18 protein-coding genes are annotated in these 20655 nt (G+C 51.1%); 11 read left to right on the top strand and 7 right to left on the bottom strand.

From position 1 onward, the window contains the following. Positions 1-165 precede the first annotated feature (165 nt). Positions 166-522, top strand: coding sequence for a nucleotide excision repair endonuclease (locus F456_RS0115565; protein ID WP_018977977.1), 357 nt, complete (start codon positions 166-168; stop codon positions 520-522). Positions 523-641: 119 nt separating this feature from the next. Here the strand turns inward: F456_RS0115565 and udk are convergent, their stop codons facing one another. Together udk and F456_RS0115555 are read right to left on the bottom strand one after the other, a co-directional pair. Then, positions 642-1283 carry a uridine kinase gene (udk, locus tag F456_RS0115560; protein ID WP_018977976.1) on the bottom strand — a complete coding sequence of 214 codons (642 nt, stop codon included), beginning with the start codon at positions 1281-1283 and terminating at the stop codon, positions 642-644. A 190-nt stretch (positions 1284-1473) separates the two neighbouring features. After that, positions 1474-3165 (bottom strand): methyl-accepting chemotaxis protein, encoded by a 1692-nt coding sequence (locus F456_RS0115555; protein ID WP_018977975.1) that lies wholly within the window; start codon positions 3163-3165, stop codon positions 1474-1476. A gap of 370 nt (positions 3166-3535) precedes the next feature. On the opposite strand from F456_RS0115555, the gene F456_RS0115550 reads away from it, so the two are divergent. After that, positions 3536-4531: an LLM class flavin-dependent oxidoreductase gene (locus tag F456_RS0115550; protein WP_018977974.1), complete on the top strand. Its 996-nt coding sequence runs from the start codon at positions 3536-3538 to the stop codon at positions 4529-4531. 86 nt (positions 4532-4617) lie between these two features. On the opposite strand, the gene F456_RS0115545 is transcribed toward F456_RS0115550, so the two are convergent. From F456_RS0115545 to F456_RS0115530, 4 genes are all read right to left on the bottom strand, one after another. After that, positions 4618-5556 carry an SDR family NAD(P)-dependent oxidoreductase gene (locus F456_RS0115545; protein WP_018977973.1) on the bottom strand — a complete coding sequence of 313 codons (939 nt, stop codon included), beginning with the start codon at positions 5554-5556 and terminating at the stop codon, positions 4618-4620. 162 nt (positions 5557-5718) lie between these two features. Then, positions 5719-6495: a sporulation protein gene (locus tag F456_RS0115540; RefSeq protein WP_018977972.1), complete on the bottom strand. Its 777-nt coding sequence runs from the start codon at positions 6493-6495 to the stop codon at positions 5719-5721. 92 nt (positions 6496-6587) lie between these two features. Continuing rightward, complete coding sequence (locus tag F456_RS0115535) at positions 6588-7943, bottom strand: hydroxysqualene dehydroxylase (RefSeq protein WP_018977971.1); 1356 nt, start codon at positions 7941-7943, stop codon at positions 6588-6590. A gap of 151 nt (positions 7944-8094) precedes the next feature. Next, complete coding sequence (locus tag F456_RS0115530) at positions 8095-9009, bottom strand: TIGR01777 family oxidoreductase (protein ID WP_018977970.1); 915 nt, start codon at positions 9007-9009, stop codon at positions 8095-8097. 203 nt (positions 9010-9212) lie between these two features. On the opposite strand from F456_RS0115530, the gene F456_RS24865 reads away from it, so the two are divergent. The 7 genes from F456_RS24865 to rhaM all read left to right on the top strand — a co-directional run bounded on the left by F456_RS24865 (position 9213) and on the right by rhaM (position 16101). Beyond that, on the top strand, positions 9213-10745 hold the full coding sequence (locus F456_RS24865) for an HD domain-containing phosphohydrolase (protein WP_018977969.1): 1533 nt from the start codon (positions 9213-9215) through the stop codon (positions 10743-10745). Positions 10746-10981: 236 nt separating this feature from the next. After that, positions 10982-11950: a glycosyl hydrolase gene (locus F456_RS0115520; protein ID WP_157060108.1), complete on the top strand. Its 969-nt coding sequence runs from the start codon at positions 10982-10984 to the stop codon at positions 11948-11950. Between the two features lie 3 nt (positions 11951-11953). Continuing rightward, positions 11954-12829, top strand: coding sequence for a GGDEF domain-containing protein (locus F456_RS0115515; protein WP_018977967.1), 876 nt, complete (start codon positions 11954-11956; stop codon positions 12827-12829). An 18-nt stretch (positions 12830-12847) separates the two neighbouring features. Then, positions 12848-12994, top strand: coding sequence for a hypothetical protein (locus F456_RS24560; protein WP_018977966.1), 147 nt, complete (start codon positions 12848-12850; stop codon positions 12992-12994). After that, the gene (locus tag F456_RS0115505; protein WP_018977965.1) at positions 12987-14282 is read left to right on the top strand and encodes a glycosyltransferase family 2 protein; all 1296 of its coding nucleotides are present in this window, start codon (positions 12987-12989) and stop codon (positions 14280-14282) included. Before F456_RS24560 ends, F456_RS0115505 begins: the two co-directional genes overlap by 8 nt. A gap of 220 nt (positions 14283-14502) precedes the next feature. Continuing rightward, positions 14503-15597, top strand: a complete 1095-nt coding sequence (gene rlmN / locus F456_RS0115500) for a dual-specificity RNA methyltransferase RlmN (RefSeq protein ID WP_018977964.1) — start codon at positions 14503-14505, stop codon at positions 15595-15597. Positions 15598-15774: 177 nt separating this feature from the next. Beyond that, a complete protein-coding gene (rhaM, locus tag F456_RS0115495; protein WP_018977963.1) occupies positions 15775-16101 on the top strand; it encodes an L-rhamnose mutarotase in 327 nt (108 codons plus the stop codon). A 465-nt stretch (positions 16102-16566) separates the two neighbouring features. Here the strand turns inward: rhaM and F456_RS0115490 are convergent, their stop codons facing one another. Then, positions 16567-18078, bottom strand: coding sequence for a peptide MFS transporter (locus F456_RS0115490; RefSeq protein ID WP_018977962.1), 1512 nt, complete (start codon positions 18076-18078; stop codon positions 16567-16569). Between the two features lie 280 nt (positions 18079-18358). Between F456_RS0115490 and putP the strand changes: the two genes are divergently transcribed. Beyond that, the gene (gene putP, locus F456_RS0115485) at positions 18359-19813 is read left to right on the top strand and encodes a sodium/proline symporter PutP (RefSeq protein ID WP_018977961.1); all 1455 of its coding nucleotides are present in this window, start codon (positions 18359-18361) and stop codon (positions 19811-19813) included. Positions 19814-20429: 616 nt separating this feature from the next. Next, positions 20430-20642, top strand: a complete 213-nt coding sequence (locus F456_RS0115480) for a hypothetical protein (RefSeq protein ID WP_018977960.1) — start codon at positions 20430-20432, stop codon at positions 20640-20642. Positions 20643-20655 lie beyond the last annotated feature (13 nt).

Genomic DNA, 20655 nt, shown 5'->3' with positions numbered 1-20655 from the left:
TTCGCTGCATAAAGAAACATACGATGCAAAGGGGAAGAAGGTTACGAAAGGTCGACGATTTTCATGGCGTCGTGCGATATTCTGTGGTAGGATGGGCTGCGCCCGCCCTGTATCTGCAAAGGCGGGAGGGCCGATCGGCCATATTATACAGAGGACGTGATCGACATGATTCAAATTACCGTACCGAAGCCGGATGTTTCCATCGAGAAACAGGAAAACCCGCAGCTCAGTCATATTTACGGATTCACCGATTTTCATTTGATTACGCGGGAGGAAGGCGGCATTTTCATGTTCTACGGCGAAAATGACGAACTGCTCTTCGTAGGCAAAGCCCGCAAGCTCAGACCCCGTATCAAAAAGCATTTTGAAGACAATGTATCACCGATGAAAAATCATCGGGACGAGGTACGCCGGATCGACGTATGTTTGGTTGCGGACCCGACGGAGCGCGAAATATATGAGACGTATATCATCAACGAAGGCCGTGCCAAATACAATGTCGACAAGGTGTTCTACAAGTAAGAGGGAGTCAAGACCCGCTATGCCGACGAAATGTAAAAAGAAGCTTATCCCCTGCAGGGCGCAGTATGCGCTTCTGCCCGGGATAAGCTTCTTTTGCAATGAAGATCGAAGCTCGATCTTTACGACGAATGATGATTCCATTTGTGGTCGCCCGACAAATATTTCTCCGTCAAGATCGACAGCAGCTGGATGCCGACTTCGTTATGGCCGCCTTCAGGGATAATCAGGTCGGCATATTTCTTAGACGGTTCAATGAACGCTTCATGCATCGGCTTGACCGTCGTGAGGTACTGATCGTGCACGGAACGAATATTGCGACCGCGGTCTTCGATATCACGCAGTACGCGGCGCAAAATGCGTACATCCGGATCTGTATCGACGAATACCTTGATGTCGAGCAGCGCGCGCAGATGTTCGTCCGACAGCACATGCAGACCTTCAATAATGACGATATTGTTCGGCTTCAGTTCTACCGTTTTGTCCGCAGAGCGGGCATGTACGGTAAAGTCGTAAACTGGAGCATAAGCCGTACGGCCTTCTTTCAAATCGTTCAGATGCTCGACCATAAGGTCATTGTCGAACGCGAAGGGATGATCATAATTGATGGCTCCACGCTCTTCGAGGGTAAGATCAGGATGATCTTTATAATAGTTGTCCTGAGATATGAAAGTGACTTTGCCTGCGCCGAGCCGGTCAATAACGGACTTTGCAACCGTTGTTTTGCCGGAACCGGTGCCGCCGGCGATACCAATAATAAGCATGGCGATCGATAAACCTCCCTAGAATGATGGCCGATTGCAATTGATTGCAATTTCAGTATTGTAGCACAGCACGGCCGTTTTTTCACTTGATTTTGTTGGATTACGGGAAAAAGGAACGGTCTGCGCCAGGCGGATCGTTCCTTTTTGCATTATTTGCTTATCGTACAGTCTAAAGCCATGCCTATTAAAGCTAAAGCTGGAAGCGGCCCGCCAATATGTTCAATTCATCGGCCATTGAGGAGAGTGCCTGGGCAGAAGCCGTAATCTCCTGCATGGAGGCCAGCTGCTGCTCTGTCGCCGCAGCGGCTGTTTCGGAAGAAACGGTATTCTTTTGTGCAAGATCGGCAATGGTTTCGGAGGCGGCGGAAACTGCTCCGATTCCTCCAGAAATCTCGTTAATTGTAGCGGTCATTTCTTCAAGATAAGGGGTCATGCTCCGCGTGCTTTGCAGAATTTGAGCAAACTTGTGCTGCATCTGTTCAGATAAGCCTACTCCGTCATCGGCATTTTTCATAACTTCGATCATGATATTGACCGATTCTGCGGTATCCTTTTGTATTTCGGCGACCAGTTCACCGATTGAACGGGCCGATGTCTGCGACTGCTCTGCCAGCTTGCCGATCTCACCGGCAACGACGGAAAATCCGCGGCCCGCGTCGCCGGCTCTTGCCGCTTCGATTGAGGCGTTTAATGCCAGCATGTTGGTCTGAGAAGCAATTGTACCAATTACGCCGAGAATACTGTCAATTTGCTGCGAGCGGCTGTGAAGCACTTCGATGACCGCGTTGGATTGGTGGACGGAGTCACGGATGAATTGCATTTGTTTGAGGCTGTCGTCCACGTATCGGCCTCCCTCTTCGGCTTCAAGCGTTGTCCGGCGAGACAGCTCCAGCACATCGCCAGAACCGGCCGAAACGTTGGATGCTCCCTGCGCAACTTCACGCAGCGCAGCGAAGTTATCGTTCAGCATAGCGGTGGACGAATCAGAGCCGCTCGCAATTTCCGACATGGAGGAAGCGACGGATTCTGCGGCCTGACTCGACTGTCCGGCACCGATGTTCAACTGCGCCGCCGAAGCGGCGAGCTGGGCGGCATTGTCGGAGATGCCGCGAATGGTCTCTCGCAGATGATTTGTCATTTGAACAAAAGATTCGTTGAGATTATAAATTTCATCTCTGCTGCGAATCTTCAGCGGTTCGATATCCAATCTGCCTTCCGCAACAAGACGTGCGGAACGTTCCAGTCTGACGATCGGCTTGGCAATCATACCGGAGATCAGCAGCCCGCTTCCTAAGGCAATCAGAGCGGCCAGAACGCTTAGTCCCAGCATTTCGATGAGGCCGTTACGTGAAGCGGTACGAGCTTCTTCCAATCTCGGGGCGAGGATATCGTCGCGAAGCCAAGTGTTCAATGAATAGGTCTGATCAATCAGATCACTGCTGAGCGGTACGATAGAAGCAAGACCATCGTCGATTGCCTTCTGTTTGTTAACAGCAGCCGAATCCATGACTTCATTGGCTACCTGTTGAAATTTTTCGTTCGTTTGAGCAATTTTGTCGAGCCGGCTGCGAGTCTCCTCGAGCGTGGCTGTCTGTTTCGCGGCTGCGACTATAGTGCTGACTTGTGCATTGGCTTCGTCGAACCGATCACGGAATTGGCTATCTTCATACAGCATAAAAGCCCGGTAGTATCCGATCTGCAGAGCGACTCCTGTCTCGACAGACTGAGCATCTGATCGCAGTTCGGTGACAGTATCGATCAAATAATCGTAACTTTCGTTTGTGCTCTTCATTGTGCGAAACGACGCAAATGAGGCCAGGCCAAAAATCAGAGTCACGATTAGAAAGCTTCCAATCATTTTCTGGCGAATATTCAATTTCATGTAGTACTTGCGCCTCCTTGGCTTCAGTGATTTAGGCATACAGACTTAATATCGTTCAAAAACAGTCGAAATTTTAGGGCTTTTTGACTGGTAATGAAGGAGGAGGTGAAATTTTTTAGATAATTTTTAAAAAATACTAAGAGATTTGAATTGAAGAACCGATAGGGTTAGCGATGAAAGGCTGATGGGATTTGCTCAGTGGACGTAAATATGAGGGCAGAATTGAGTGGTTACTATTGTAGACAGCCGAACTGCAGCACGTGTCAAACGGCTTGACCCTTCGAGCTGGACCCGGGCTTTTTGTTGCTTGCGCCGAATCGTTTATAATGGAGGGGCTGCAGAACATAAGATTATAAAAGGAGGAACGGTCATGAAGCTATCGATTCTGGATTATTCGGAAATACGCAAAGGAGGCTCTTCCGAGCGTGCGATGGCCGAAAGCATCGCATTGGCGCAAGCTGCCGAACGATGGGGTTATTCGCGCTACTGGGTATCCGAGCATCATGGCAATCGCGTGCTGGCCGGATCCGCTCCCGAAATTCTTGTATCCGCATTGGCAGCCTCCACACAGGGGCAAATGCGAATCGGTTCCGGCGGCGTCATGCTGCCTATGCATAGTCCGTTCAAGGTCGCGGAAAGCTTCTCCGTTCTTGCCGCACTGTATCCCGGCCGAATTGACCTCGGTGTCGGCCGCTCGACAGGAGGACGTGCCGAGACGTCCGCCGCACTCCTCGACGGACGCAGCGGATCATTCCGCAAGTATCCGGAGCAGGCGGCGCGTCTGTCCGCTTACATTCGTGGCAGTGACAGTGCCGGAGCTGCGGTAACGCCCCGTGCAGCTTCTGCGCCGGAGCTGTGGCTGCTCGGCTCCAGCGAGAATGGAGCGGAGATTGCCGCTTCAAACGGCATGGGGCTGGCATTTGGACATTTTATTCGCGGTCGGGCGGGGCGCGAAGCCGTAAAATCGTACCGCGACAAGTTCGTACCGTCGGCAGGGAGTACGCAGCCTAAGGTTCTTGTCTCGCTGTTTGCGGTGTGCGGCCGAGACGAAGCGGAGGCAGAGCTTCTGGCTCGTGTGTTCGACGATTATCTGCTGGATATTGCGGAGGGCGGTCATCTGGACCGTGTACCGTCAATTGAAGAGATAGAGGCCCGTTCTTACACGGACCAGCAGCAGAGCAAGATCCGCGCAGGCCGTACCCGAATGGTAGTCGGTGATCCGGCAGGCGTTCGCAGACAGCTGATCGCGCTGTCTGATATTTATGGAGCCGACGAGTTCATGTTGGCGACGGTATCGCCGGATTTTGGGATGAAACTTCGGATGTACGAGATGCTGGCGGAGACATTTAGACTTTCAGAGACATAATAAAGAGCCGGAATAATGCTTCCGGCTCTTTTTGTGCGCGATGGTTTGATGGAGAGGAGGTGATGGGAATTCGCTTTCTCCCGTCTTTAAGGCGATACCTGATCGTCCGGGGTCGCTCCATCCAAATCTTTTTGCCGCTTCATCCGGTCGCGGATGCCGCCGGAGACGCCGACGCCTGTCGCCATCGGTTTGTGGATGCTGCCTGAAGTGGCTTCGGTAGGCGGAGCGTCCTGAATCACTTTTTGCAAATACTTGGCGTTCAGATTCTCTGTCAGACCCGGCATCAGATTGCTGGAAATGGTCGATCCCTTGGTCTTCACGCCGACTTCGACTGACTCTTGAGGTTCGTCGATCAGCTTGATGACGGCATTGACGACGCTTCCGGCATCGTCCATCGGTTTCATCTGCGCTTCATGCCCACTGTAATTGCCGGCATGCTCAAACCATGGCGTGTCGGTCGCCCAAGGGTGCACGGCACAGACATGAATATCTTCCCGTCCTTCAAGCTCCATCTCCTGATACAAGGAGCCATTCAGGCCGGCGATGGCGTACTTGGTCGCAGAGTAGGTGTTGTAGTAGGGGAACGATATTTTACCGGTGACGGAAGCCATATTGATGAGTGTACCGGCTCCGCGCTCCTTGAAATGACGCAGTGCGTAATGGCTGCCATAAATCATACCAAATAGGTTTGTTTCGACGACTCGAATATGATCTTTCAGCGGAATGTCTGTAAATGGTCCGATTGCTCCGACGCCGGCATTGTTGATCCAGACATCGATCTTTCCGTACTTTTCGATGGCTGTATGGAATAGACGGGCTACATCCTCCTCCTTGGCAACGTCGGTTGTTACCGCAATCGCGTTGCCGCATTCCAAGGCTAGTTCTTCAATCAGCGAAGTGCGACGTGCGGCGAGCACAAGCTGGGCACCTTCGGCAGCCAGTTTTCTGGCAATGCCGCGGCCGATGCCGCTTGAAGCTCCGGTGATGACGACGGTCAGCAGACTGTACGGGATTTTGTTTTTCATCGTCTTGCCCTCCTTTGGGATGGGGGAATGAGTTTTCGTTTTCTAACCCATACCCGCCGGGACATTGACTTAACCCGTGTTCCAACCCATCCAAACGAACATTTTGATAATACCCCACTTGAAAACGCAAAAGACCGCCCTGAAGGGCGGTCAAATTAAAAATCAGTGGGCGTAACGCGAAATCGTATCTTCCAAAATATTCGCGATATGATGCGGACCGCGAGTTAGGTCGCTGCGGGACAGATTCAGGCGTACCCGGCTTTCGTCCGTGCCCAGCGCTTCCGAGAAAAATCCGCCGAGACCGCGTGCGCGTCGGTCAATTTCCAGCAGCAGTTCCAGGTCTCCATTCTGCTGGCGGAACAGAACTTCCAATTCATCGAGACGGCCGCGGAATTTGGTTGTTGGTACATATTCGAATTCCTGTACAAACGGCAGCGGCCCGCCGAGACGCGGCGCATAATCGTTCGTCACTTCGCGCAGCCGGAATCCGAGCGTCTCGATTGCATCAAGAACGACCTGGATTTCGTCGCTTGGAGTTACGTTCAGTGCATCGCGATCGGTTGCATCGACGGCGCTCGGAATATCCAGCCCTGTTTCAACCCAGACTCCTGAACTGCGCAGCGTAACCGGCGTGTATTCCGGCAGTGTGAAGCGGAACGGGATTTCTTTGCGTTCTCCGGCACGGAGGGTGAAGCGTTCCGTCAGCAAAAACTTGGTAATTGTTGCCGTCTCGCGGACTTTGCGGTCGTCTTTTTCACGGATATATTCCGACTTGATGAACAGATAGATGCGTTCGACCGACTGTTCTACCTGGCCGCCCTCTATGTAGACGATACCTGAGATGTCCCCTCCTACCGGTACCTCTGACGTGTCGAGCACCGTATCTACTTTGGCATTACCGATTCCTACGCTGGCCAGCATCTTTTTAAAAAAAGACATGAAATCTCACCCTCCATTTGATTGATGCCAGATATACGCGGCATTCGGGAGGGTGGTTTCAAGTCAATTCAATATTATTTTTTAATGTGAGTTTATTCTTTCAAAATGCCTCTTGCTGCACGCTGACCGGAAATAACGGCGCCTTCCATCGTAGCGAAGAAAGGCTGCTTCGTATAATCGCCGGCCAGGAATAATCCCGGAATCGGCGTGACCTGCTTGGGACGCTTCTTTTCATTCCCTGCAGCCAGACGATAGAAGTTCTCGTTGCCGCGGATAATCCGGTATTGGGTAGTCGTTTCGACGCCGTCCAGTCCAATTTCCTTAAGGCTGTCAACGGTACGCTGCCATACTTCTTCTTCCGGGAGATCGATCAGCTCATCGGGATTGACGAGAATGATCGACGTTCGGCCACCCTGGTCCCGGAAAGTCGTACGAGACTGCTCGCCGAACGATCCAAGTTGAGTTCCCGGTCCGAATGTGGTCCGGTCTTTCGGCAGCAGCGGCTGCGGCATCTCGAATTGGGCCGTCACATGCGGCATGGCATCCAGTTCGAAGAACGGTGCAAACCAGGAAACGTCCTGGAAATGCTCCGTCAGCAGCTTTTGGGAGCGGCGGATGTTCGTTGCGACGACGACGCGAGCGGCGGAAATACGCACCAGGTTTTCCAGCTCCACGCCGACAACCGAACCGTTTTCGACAATCAAGCTGCGGACCGGTGTGGAAGTGCGAACCCTGCCTCCCAGCCTCTCGATTGCATCGGCCAATGGTTTGCACATGACGTCCGTCATGCCGCCGCTGAAAGCGCCAATACGCATCTTATGCAGACGGGGGATACCCGGTGCAAACAATCCGAAGAAAGCATAGGACGAATACTGCTCCGGCGGCAGGAAAAAGATTCCGGAAGAGAGCGGCTGCAGAATCCGTTCCAGCGCCTGCTCGGTCACGTTGTAACGTTCGGCATATTCTTTTACCGGGATTTCGTCGAGCTCTTCGGGGTTGGACAGATAATCTTTGAAGCCGGCCGTGAAAAATGGAATCAGGGAAGCCTTGTCGGCCGGTGTCAGATAGCTGTTGTTGCCCAGTGCTCCGAGCAGCGTTTTAAGCGGTGCACGAACGACGTCCAAGCCGAATACACCGGGTTCGCCGGCTTCGGGATGCCGGGCTTCCATCGATTTTTCCCAGAAGAGCATGTCGTTCAGCTTGATGCCTGCTCGTTCCAGCAGTTCCGGCAGAAGCGTGTAGTAACCGATGAATTTGTGGAAGCCCGATTCGACTTCCATACCGTTTTCATCCCAGTTGGCTGTGCGGCCTCCCACGTACGGAGCAGCCTCGAGTACAAGCACGGGTTTGCCTTTTTCGGCAAGCTCGAATGCACAGGTCAGACCGGCAAGACCGGCACCAATTACAAGGGTCAAATCTTCGGGTGAAGCGTTTGGAGTTGGCGACAATGGATTTTCCTCGCTTTCGTATAGGGAGTTTCCTGCTTATCATTACCCGGATTGGGCGTATCTACCCGGGTTGAATATGCCGAAAGCGAAAAGGCAGGCGGACCACTTGGATAAAGTCAGACTTTCTCGTGCAGGTTCAAGCGGGGGACGCTTATCTGGCGATCTCCGCCATCGCCTCACGCAGTGTCGGATAACGGAATTGGAAACCTTCGCGAAGCATACGTTCCGGTGCGACCCAGCGGCTTTTCAGAATCAGTTCCGTCTCGGTGCGGATGGCCACGGCGCCCACTTCCAGCATCCAAGCGGGCGCCGGCAGGCCGAGTCGGCGCCCATAAGCTTCGCGCATAATCTTCATCTGCTCGGCATTCGTGACCTGTTCCGGCGCCGAGGCATTGAAGATGCCGGACAGATCTTTTCGCTCTTCAAGAAATTCGATCATCCGGCATAGATCTTCAAGATGCACCCAACTGAAGCGCTGATCGCCCGGTCCCTGATGGCCGCCAAGACCGAAACGTACGAGGTTGATATACGGAGTCATAACGCCTCCGCCGCGTCCCAGCACAATGGAAATGCGCAGCACTGCTTTTCGAGTGGCCGGTGTGGAAGAGGAGAAGAAGGCTTCTTCCCAGGCTTTGGCGACTTCGACAGAGAAGCCGCTTCCGAGCTCGCCGTCCTCCTCAGTCATGGGACGGTCGCGGGCATCGCGGTAAATGGTGGCGGTGCCGGAGTTGATCCATAGTTCCGGTGGATTGTAACAGGACATAACGGCTTCTCCAAGGGCATGTGTCGTTTCGGTGCGGGAGTTCATGATTTCGCGTTTATTATGTTCATTGTATCGGCAGTTGACTGAGCGGCCCGCCAAATTGACAAGCAGAGCTGCTCCGTTGAGAGCATTCGTCATTTCGGCGTGGTCATTCCAGGAGATGTCACCGGTGCGGCGGGAAATCATTCGTAGATCGTATCCTTTTTCCGCATAACGCTTCTGAAGTGCCCTTCCAATAAAGCCCGTCGCTCCGGCAAGGACAATTTTTGGATTCGATGTTGAAAAGGCGTTTGGACTTGTCATGAATTTCCTCCTTGCAGCATCCGGACAGCGTAATATGGACCTGAATTGCACCGCCCGGTCTTTTCTGCATCATTTTCATAAAATTAGTACCCTTGTTCTCTTCACATTACCCGCTAAGTTGACGATAAAGCGATAAGGGCGAAAGCTAACTATGTACGGAATATTTGGAAAGCGGATTGACAATAAGCTGGAGGAGAAATGCAATGGACATCTACCGGGAGAATGGAGAGGGCGAACTTACGAACGAGATCGCATGGAACATTTTATTAGTTGCTCACCGCAGCGAAGAACTGCTGGGGCTTTCACATATACTTAGCGATTTTCGTTTTGAAGGACGGGGTGTTCGTCTAATCCATGCTGCAGGGATCGACGAGGCACGTCTGCTGCTTGAAAAGGAACCGAATATTGCATCTGTAATGCTGGAGCTGGACGAATCGGGAGATCGGCGTCCTCTGTCTTTGGTCAGCTATATTCGTCAAACTCTGCAAAATGCGGCTGTCCGTATCGTGATTGTAGCGGATCGAATCTGGGCGGAAGAAGAAGAAGAGATCATGCTCGGCTACGATATTAATACTTTCCGCATCAAAGGAGAGTTTGATCAGCAGGAAGGGCGTTTGAAGGCCTCCCTTGTTGCAGCGCTGCGAGCTTATCGGGACTTCAAAAAAACAGACGACGAGAAGAAAAGTCTGGAATATGTGGCACTGTCCTCGTCGCTCGTACTGAATGCTAATTCTCTTGAAGAAATGGCACAGGATGTTCTACGTCATCTCGCTTCGATTCTAAATCTAAAGAACGCTTACAGCGGACTGATTCTGCAAAAAGTTCATCAGAAATGGAACAAGTTGGCCGCAACCGGCAAATATACGGGCGTCGACGCGGAGACACTGCCTCGAGAAATCGACAATGTGCTACCGCTGCTGCGTTCGTTCGGCTCGAATTCACCGTCAATGGAAGGCTTCAGTTTCTATTCGCCGAGCAGTGTAGGCACCGAGCGGCTGGTTTTTATCGACGGTCTTCGTACACCGAGTGATTGGGAGTACTATTTGGCCGAGTCTTACTGCGCCAATACAGATGCCGTGTTCGAGAATTTGGAGCTGCGCCACGAGATCGAGAGTACGCAAAAAGAAATCATTTACACGCTTGGCGGCATCGCAGAGACACGTTCGCAGGAGACCGGGTTCCATGTGAAGCGGGTAGCGGAATATACGAAGCTGCTGGCGCTCAAATACGGACTTCCGGAAGAAGAAGCGAATCTGCTCGCATTGGCCAGCCCGATGCATGATATCGGCAAAGTCGGCATCAGCGATTCCATTCTCAATAAACCGGGCAAGCTGACGGATGAAGAATATGCCATTATGAAAGATCATGCACGGTCCGGCTATGAGATGCTGAAGCATTCAAGCCGTCCCATTCTTAAGACAGCCGCCATTATCGCACTGCAGCACCACGAAAAATATGGAGGCGGCGGTTATCCGCAGGGGCTTATGGGCGAAGAAATCCATCTGTATGCCCGGATTACTGCAATCGCTGACGTATTCGACGCGCTGGCAAGCGACCGTGTATATAAGAAAGCATGGCCTCTTCCCGAAATTATTCAATTTTTCCATAAGGAACGAGGCGAGCATTTTGACCCTGTTCTTACTGATCTGTTTTTGGAGCATCTGGATGAATTTCTTGAGATTCGGGCATTTTACGTTGACGAAAAGTATTCTAATTCCCATACAAAACTCTTATAATGATGAAAGAAGTTCCTTGTTAGGTATTGCTTAATTCCTTATTATTAGGTATAAAGTACTCTATAAGAACTTCAAGTAAAAATTGGAGGTAGTTCCGGGTGTTTCTAAAAAAAAGGACTAAATCCACCTGTGTGCTTATAGCATCCATTTTTGTGGTGGTTGCCACTATTTGCGGTGGATGGGAACTTCTTCGACAACGTTATGTTTCCCCGACTCAAGATTTTATCGCTTCACACATGATGAACCCCAATCACACGATCGCCACTTATTTAAAACCCTCTGTTTCGCAAAATCCCGATATCGTCGCCGGCAAGGAAGCTTTACTGGAATCCGTCGGTTTGTGGATGGCTTACAACTTGAAGCAGAACAATCAGACCGAGTTTGACAAGAATCTGAACACGCTGCAGTCTTTTTTCACCGCTCCCGAGCATTACTGGTACTGGAAGCTGGAGCCCGACGGAACTTCCCAGGTAACAACCAATGCACTGGGCGACGATCTTCGTCTGCTTAATGTGCTTTTGCATGCTTATGACGTTTGGGGAAATGAAGCTTACTTGAAGGAAGCCCGCTTAATCTCGCAAACTCTGCAGCAGGAAACCGCAGTAAACGGCTACTTGGTCGATTACCACAACTTCGCCGATGGAACTTCGGCAGCCACGCTTAATCTCGCCTACATCGATATTGAAGCTTTCGAGAGAATGAACTTCTATGAATTGATGGACGATGCCACACTTCAGCGCTACACCTCCCTGCTTAAATCCCTGCCTCAAGATTCTGTCTTTTATCCTCAACGATACAATGTAAAAACCGGTCAGTATGAATCTGTAGAAGAGGTCAATATGACCGAACAGTTGATTGCGGCTATTCATGTTCATGAAGCTGGCCAGATGCCTACCAAGCTGTTGGATTTTTTGCGTCAGCAGTATGAACAGCAGGGCAAGATCGTAGGGCGTTACGATCGATCCAGTCTAAAAGGAACCGTTCCTTATGAGTCTCCGTCGGTCTACGCACTGGCAGCGATGCTCTTCATGGACTCGAATGATTCCAAATGGGCAGGAAAGATGATTGAACGAATGCTGCAGTTCCGAGACCAAGACTCTCGCTATCCCGGTGGGTACGTATTTGGTGGCGATACGCATGCATTCGATAATTTATTCCCGCTTCTTGCAGAGCAGCAGTGGAAAACTGACAAAAGGAATCGATAACTCATGAAAAATGCACTTTTTGTTCGTCAATTTTCGTTGGGATATGTTGCTTTGATCGCATTGGCAATCGTACAGACCCTTCTATTGAATTGGCAAATCTACCAGATTGACGGCCCTCATACGCGAGAAATCGTGTTGGGGAGCTTGGCTTTGGTAGCGCTGGGAACCGGTCTCTTCATTCCGGTAGGCGTATCGGCTGTTCTGGTCTTTGTGTTTATTGTTGCTTACTTCGTCTGGCTGACTACATACGGTCCGGTCGATGTCCTTGGCGTTTCCTGGCTGCTTCTGGTACCGGCCGACCTGCTCGCTGCAGGGCTGCTGGGCCGCGGATTGATTCGCAGTCGAAGGCTGCTCGAACGGCTGGATGCGCTGCAGACGCTGAATCCCGAAGTGGATCCCGAAACGAGCCTCGGCAACCGGTTGGCGCTGCAGGATACGCTGATCAAGCAGTCCAATCTGGCACGGCGTTACTCGGAGCATTACGGATTCTGCATGATGCTGTTCAAGATCGATTTTCTGCCCGCTGTCCAGGAGTTGCTCGGTTCCCGGCGATATGCGCAGCTGCTGGTTGAACTGTCTGGGGTTATTCAAAAAGAGATCCGATTTGAGGATTATAAGTTTTCGATCGAAGGCGGACAATTTGTGGTGATTTGTCCGATGACCCGGGCGGATGATCTTCAGATGCTGAAGGGGCGCATCAAGCAGGCTATGATGGATCACCGGATCGAAGGCAAAAACGGACTTCCTGTCAATTTTGTCGTACGTGCGGGCGGACTTGTTTTTCATGAAGAACAGTTCAGCAAATACGGTGATGCCGATGCTGTTGTGGCTGCACTTGTCCGAAATTCGGAAACCGATCTGATCGGCGAATATATTTAAGCGGAAGAGGGAGATGAAATGACAAGTTACATTGAATGGTTCCTCCCGCTGTGCAGCGGAGTGAATTTGTTTTTGATGACATGTGTGCTGGTTCTCACAGGTATGACGCTTTGGTTTAGAGCCGCTGTCAATCGAAGCTACGACCGGGGGAAGTCCCATGAGTGACGGACTGATGCTGTTTGTGATGTTGAGCATCTGGGCGGCCGTTCTCCAGTCGATCGTATTCATGGCAGGAGCGATCCGCTTTTTGATGAAAGAACGCAAAGAAAAATGGGACGCCTCGCAGGACATGAGCCATTTCCCCACCGTAACCGTATTAATCCCCGCACATAATGAAGAATTGGTTATCGCCGCAACCGCGGAAAACGTACTTAATCTGAATTACCCTCCCGAAAAACTCCAATTGATTGTAATTGCGGACAACTGCTCCGATACGACAGCTAATCGTCTATACCGACTCAAGAAGATGGCCCCTTATCAGGATCGTAATTTTACTGTTTTCGAGAGAAAAGGGACCGGAGGCAAATCCGGAGCTTTGAACGACGCATTGGAGCAGGCGACCGGAGAATGGATCTGTATCTTTGATGCGGATGCGGCGCCCGAACGCAATACACTGTTCTTCCTGATTACAAAAGCACTGGAAGATCCCGAGCGTTACGGAGCAGTCTTTGGACGCAACAAGGCGCGCAACAGGGGGCAAAATCTTCTCTCCCAATTTATAAATCTTGAATTGGTAACGGTACAGCGGATTTATCACACGGGGATGTGGCAGCTGTTCCGAATTGGAACGATTCCCGGAACCAACTTTATTATCAAGTCGGACCTGATTCGTGAAATTGGCGGATGGGATGTCAATGCGCTGACGGAAGACACGGCGGTGTCTTTCGAAATTATGCAGCGGGGCAAACTGATTGCTCTTGCCTCACGGGCTGAAGCCTATCAGCAGGAACCTGAAGATCTGAACGTATATATTAAGCAGCGAACCAGGTGGGCGCAGGGGAATTTCTACGTCATTATGACCAATATCAAACACCTGTTCAATGGTTCCCCTTGGAGAGTCCAACTGTTGGTTCTATATTATGCGATGGGTTATCTTTGGTTTATGCTTGCTATCTTGGCATCGGATTTTATTCTCGTCATAAATCTGATCTTCGTTGTATTGAGCTTGTTCGATTCGTCGCTGACCTCTCCGTTTCGTTTTGCGGAAGATCTCTACGTCTACCTGATGATGTCGGGCGCTCTCATGTATTACCTGTACGTGCTGCAGATCAACCTGGCGCTCGCTTCCGATATCGGTCAGAGTACGACGAGAAATTTCATCCTGTCGTGTCTGTCTTACTTCACGTATTCACAGCTCTTTATCGTCCTGTCTCTTAAAGCGGTATGGAACCTTACGGTCAATAAGCTGACAGGTCGTAAAACGAAGTGGTACAAAACACAGCGTTTCGGTTAAGAACGTTTCCTGCCAACCTTCAGAGCCTTCCGTGTACAGCGGCAGGTTTTGGAGGTTGTTTTTTCGCCCAATGCTTCAATAATCCGCTTGTGCTTGCGTTTGAAATTTGGGACAATAAGAAAGAATTTTAATTTTCCGATTCTCTGGTCTGCAAGACATACAGCATATCTATACGTACCGGATCCGACGGATCACGGTTTTGAAAAGAGGGTAACCCACCATGAACAGCAAACCGTCCATTTATGGACTAACTTTGGAGGCGCTGTCCGAATGGCTAACGCAGAACGGGGAGAAGAAATCCCGTGCCGCACACATTTGGAAGGCGCTGTATACGGAAAGAGTGAGCGATTTCTCGCAGATGACAGCTGTTAATGCCGCCTGCCTGGAACTGCTGCAGGAAAGATTTTCGCTTAATACAATGACTCAGTTCGTCAAGCAGGAAGCGTCTGACGGCACGGTTAAGTTCCTGCTGCAGCTGCACGACGGCAGCTTGATCGAAACGGTTCTGATGCGCAAGAAATACGGACTGTCCGTCTGTGTAACGACACAGGTCGGCTGCAATATCGGCTGCAGCTTCTGCGCCAGCGGTCTGATCAAGAAAAGCCGGGATCTGACGGCGGGCGAGATCGTCGAGCAGATCATGACCGTACAGCATTATTTGGATGCGGCAGGCAAGAACGAGAAGGTAACCAACATTGTTGTGATGGGTATCGGCGAGCCATTCGACAACTTCGAGCATCTGATCCACTTCCTCGACGTCGTCAAGGACCGCAAAGGTCTGGCAATCGCAGCGAAGCGGATCACCGTTTCGACGAGCGGTATTCCGGACAAGATTCGCGCCTTTGCAGATCTTGGCACCCAGACGCATCTGGCGATCTCGCTGCATGCACCTAATAATGACCTGCGTACGCGGATTATGATGATCAACCGCGCGTTCCCGCTTGAGAAGCTGATGGACGCCGTCCGTTATTATCTCGATACAACGGGCCGCCGGATCATGTTTGAGTACATTTTGCTCAGCGAAGTAAATGACAGCCGCGAGACGGCCGAACAGCTGGCCGACCTGTTGGACGAATTCAAGGATCTGGCAAGCATCAACCTGATTCCTTATAATCCGGTCGATGAACACAGCCAGTATCAGCGCAGTACGCCGGAAGCAATCAACGGCTTCTACGATGTACTGAAGAAGCGCGGAATCAACGCAACGGTACGCATGGAACACGGCACCGACATTGATGCGGCATGCGGTCAATTGCGCAGCAAGCAGATCCGCAAAGACGAGAAAGCCCGCAAAGGAACAAGCGCGGCAGTATAATTTCATCGGATGTTCTTCAATTGAAGTGGAAGAGCATCGCGGGATCGGCAGGATTTGAAGCGCGTCCATCAAGGGCGTGCTTTTTGCCGATTCGTTTTCTTGGTTTGAAAGCGCTATACTTCCTTTAGAGTCGCGAACACACCTGCAAACTACACTTGTATAGGGAGGAAGAGGAAGATGATTCGTAAAGCTTCGGTAATGAAAGTGTTCAGGGAGCACCATGAAGAATACCGCCGTCGTCATGATGAACTATGGCCGGAGATGGAGAGCATGCTGAAGGAGCACGGCATGCTGAGCTATTCGATTTTTCTGGATGCAGAGACGGACAGTCTGTTTGCTTATCTGGAAATCGAAGACGAAGAGCTGTGGGCCAAGTCGGCAGATACAGAAATCTGCCGGAAATGGTGGGATTATATGAAGGATATTATGGAGACGAATCCGGACAACAGCCCGGTAGCGCGAGAGTTGAAGGAAGTCTTTCACCTAGCAGCTTGTCTCACTTGAATAGTCGGATTTCGTTTGGTGGAAACGTACACGGTTTAAGTGCGATTCCACCAAACGAAACCGTTCATCTGATTGAGACAAGCTGCTGGGGCGTTAATGGCGGCAAATGTATCGCAGCAGATAGGCGGCTATCCGATCATAAACCTCAGGACAAAGAGGCCTTTCCTGTGGAAAGGCCTCAACGTGTCGAGAAAGTCAGATTTCGAGTGAAACGAGGAGGCGAAGGGAGAAATTCGGTGAAGGAGTGCTAACGTTCGCCTTTGAAATCGAGAAAACCCAATTGTAAAGTTTAATCCATTTTCTCGATTTCAACACGCGACCTAAAGCCTTTCGAAGAAAGGCACATCGTAAGCATCAGCTAACGAATTTCTCCCGCAGCCATTGAGCTTGCAAAACGAATAGGACTTTCTCGATAGCAAGAGGCCTTTCCTGTGGAAAGGCCTCTTTTTCTGCTAACCCTAATGATTAATGAATTCCTTTCATCGCTTTTCGGATGATCGGGGCAAGGAGGAAGAGCACAATACTAAGTGCAACCGACGCACCGCCGATAATGCCGAAGTACAGCATCTCGTTCTCTTCCGAATACAGCTGGCTGATCAGGGCATTAATCGCCTGCGCCGCCGCCGGAGCGAGGAACCACAGGCTCATCGCCTGAGCGGAGAATGCGGCCGGCGCCAGCTTAGTCGTCGTTGATAGACCAACCGGCGATAGGCACAGCTCGCCGAGCACGACGACGAAATAGCTGAGCACGAGCCACAGCGGGCTTACGAGTCCACCACCGCCGAAATGGGCCGGCAGCAGGATGACGAGAAATGATAGGCCAGCGAACAGCAGACCAAACGAGAATTTGACTGGAACGCTTGGCTGTCGGTCACCTAGCGCTGTCCAGATCCAGGCGAAGATCGGTGCCAATACGATAATGAACAGCGGGTTTGCCGATTGGAACCAGGACGGTTCAATCCGAAATCCAGCAAAGTCGAGCTGCGTCCGCTGATCGGCGTACACGCCGAGGATCGTCGAGCCTTGTTCTTGGATTGACCAGAACATGACCGCCGCGATAAACAGCGGAATATAAGCGAGCAGTCGGGAGCGTTCGATATCTGTCGTTTTGCCGCTTCGATACATAACGGTGAAATAAGCGATCGGAATCAGCACACCGAGAACGCTGATCGTAATCGTGAACGATTGAATAGTCAGCCAACCCTGCCAAGCGGCAATCGCTACTACTGCTGCAATAACCAGCGTACCGAGGCCGATTCGGGTGAGGATGCTTTTCCGCTCTTCGCGGGTCAGTGGATTAGGAACCGTCGTACCGGCCAATCCAAGATATTTTTTGCGCGTAAACAGATAGACCAGCAGTCCCGCCAACATACCGACTGCGGCCAAGGAGAAGCCGAGATGGTAATCGACCTTCTGTCCAACCGTGCCGACAATCAGAGGAGCGATAAACCCACCCAAGTTGATGCCCATGTAGAAAATACTGAATCCGGCATCACGACGATTGTCGTTATCCGCATACATCTCGCCGACGACACTCGATACATTCGGTTTGAGCATGCCCGTACCGATAATGATTAACCCCATTGAAACGAACAGCGTATTCGCTCCGCCGGGAAAAGCCAGCACGACATGTCCCAGCATAATTAATACGCCGCCGTAGAACAGAGAGCGGGACTTGCCGAGCATTCGATCCGCCAGCCAGCCGCCGATAATCGTGGACATATAGACAAGCGATCCATAGATCGACATGATCGCGACCGCGGTCGACTGGGTAAAGCCCAATCCGCCGTTCATGGTCGTATCGTAAATGTAATACAGAAGAAGCGCCCGCATACCGTAATACGAGAAACGCTCCCAGAACTCCGTAAAGAACAGCGTCAGCAGTCCTTTAGGATGCCCGAAAAACCCCCGCTGCGGTACACTGTTCACTACTGCCTGCCGGGTGGCTTCGGCGTTTTTTTCCATGTTTCCTTTCATCGAATTCCTCCAAATACTTAGGTATAAGATCATATTACCATCTTTACATAACCAATAGGACAAGGAATACACATCAAAGTCCGACATTAATCGGTTTGATTGTACTGCCAATCCGATCAATTATTTTTGCAGCGAAATCGATCATATCATACCGAACACTTTTTTGATCAATGTCACATCATTTTCTTCATAAATTTATTGCGATACCGCAGTAAATCTATTACGATCTAAAAATGGATTTACGAAAGAGAGTCAGCAAAGAAACCGGAGGAAAGTTATAGTGAATTCGCAAATCTGGATATCGCTTGTCATTTATATGGCGGGGATGTTGTTAATCGGCTGGATGGCGTACAAGCGTACGTCGAGCTTGTCCGACTATGTATTGGGAGGCAGAAGCCTCGGCCCGGCCGTGACCGCACTGAGTGCCGGAGCTTCGGACATGAGCGGCTGGCTGCTCATGGGATTGCCGGGAGCCATGTTCTCACAGGGCTTAAGCGCAGGATGGATCGCGGTTGGTCTTACGATCGGCGCTTATGCCAATTGGCTGTATGTGGCACCGCGTCTGCGGACATATACGGAAGAGGCGGGCGACGCCATGACGATTCCGTCTTACTTAGAGAATCGATTCGGCGACGGAACCCGTATCATCCGGCTTGTATCCGCGCTGGTTATCATCATCTTTTTCACCTTCTATATTTCGTCAGGCATGGTGTCGGGCGGGGTACTGTTCCAGTCCAGCTTCGGTCTCGATTATCGAACGGGGTTGTGGATTGTAGCCGGCGTTACGATCGCCTATACGCTGTTCGGCGGCTTCCTTGCTGTAAGTTGGACAGACTTTGTTCAAGGAATCATTATGTTTCTGGCGTTGGTTCTTGTCCCGGTTACTGCATTGATTCGCAACGGAGGAACGGGAAGTACGCTGAACGAGATTCGCGCCTTGGATCCGTCGCTGCTTGACCCATTGAAAGATGCAACCACGCTGGGTATTGTCTCCCTGCTCGCATGGGGACTCGGCTACTTCGGACAGCCTCATATCATTGTCCGGTTTATGGCGATTTCGTCGGTCAAAGAGATCAAGCGTGCCCGTCAGATCGGGATGAGCTGGATGATATTTTCGGTCTGCGGCGCCATGCTGACCGGCTTGATCGGAGCAGCCTACTTCTCACGCCAAGGCCTAACTCTGGGCGATCCCGAGACCATCTTCATCGAGCTGTCCCGTATTCTGTTCCATCCGTTTATTACCGGATTCCTGCTGGCGGCGCTGCTCGCCGCCGTAATGAGCACCATTTCCTCGCAGCTGCTGGTCACATCCAGCTCACTGACCGAGGATCTGTACCGTCTGCTGCTTCGGCGCAGCGCGTCTGATCGCGAGCTGACCACATTTAGCCGTCTGGCTGTGTTGGCCGTAGCGGTAGTGGCCCTGATGCTGTCTTACACGAAGAATGATACGATTCTGACGCTGGTCGGTTATGCTTGGGCCGGTTTTGGCGCTTCGTTCGGACCGGTCATTTTGCTGAGCTTGTACTGGAAGTCGATGAACCGCTGGGGGGCATTGGCGGGGATGACCGCAGGTGCAATTACGGTTATTATCTGGTCCAACGTTCCGGCGCTCAAGAGTATGCTGTATGAGATTGTTCCCGGATTTGCGATAAGTCTGATTGCTATCGTCGTTGTCAGTCTGCTGACAGGCGGCCGGGCGGGTACAAGTTTTTCTTCCATGCAGCGCAAAGCCTGAAGAGAAGCGTGCAGCGACAGCGGAAATTAAAAATATCGGCATTTAAAAGCAAAGAAAGACGCATGCGCCCTGAGCGTATGCGTCTTTTCAACGTGTCGAGAAAGTTTGATTCAAAGTGAAGCGGATGTGCGAAGGGAGAAATTCAGTGAAGGAGCGCCAGCGTTCGCCTTTGAAATCGAGAAAATTCCACTAAAATTTAATCCTTTTTCTTGATTTCAACACGCGACCGGAACGAATTTCTCTCGCAGCCATTAAGCTTCCAAAGCGAATAGGACTTTCTCAACAACCTGGAAAGACGCACGCGCCCGGAGCGTATGCGTCTTTTGTCTTTTGAATCGTATGATGATGGGTAAATGCAGGGTAGGTGTAGAACCTGTGTGTGACCTAAAAGGTTTCGAAGGTTTCCTCAGGTATTGTCTCAAGCACCAAGAAATCGTATGCTGAATGGGAATATCGGGAAAAGAAGGACGTCTCTGAGACTTTGCGCAACGAATCTTTGGGGAGCACGTATAGAAGAGACGTACGTCTATACAGACCGTGTCCATATGGACATGGCGGTTGATTTTGACAGACCGCATTTCAACAAACTATCCAATGGAGAAGAGGGGAGTATTGAATGCAGCAGGATATCGGTGTCATTTTGTTTGAAAAAATGGTTGGAGGAGAGCTGCGGCAGATCGAAGAGCGCTCTTGGAGCATGAACATGGTAGCGGCGCTCGAACATGCCAATTATCTCGTCGTACAGGGTAAAGAGTATGAAGCCGTCGAAGGACGTTTGAACATCGACACGGGCAAGCTGGAACTTCTGCTTGTACCGATGCACGGCTGAAGACAGAGCAGAG

This window comes from Saccharibacillus kuerlensis DSM 22868 (assembly GCF_000378145.1).
In the GTDB taxonomy this organism is placed as follows: Bacteria; Bacillota; Bacilli; order Paenibacillales; family Paenibacillaceae; genus Saccharibacillus; species Saccharibacillus kuerlensis.
Note: the sequence above shows the minus strand (reverse complement) of the source record. Positions and strands in the feature narration are given on the sequence as shown.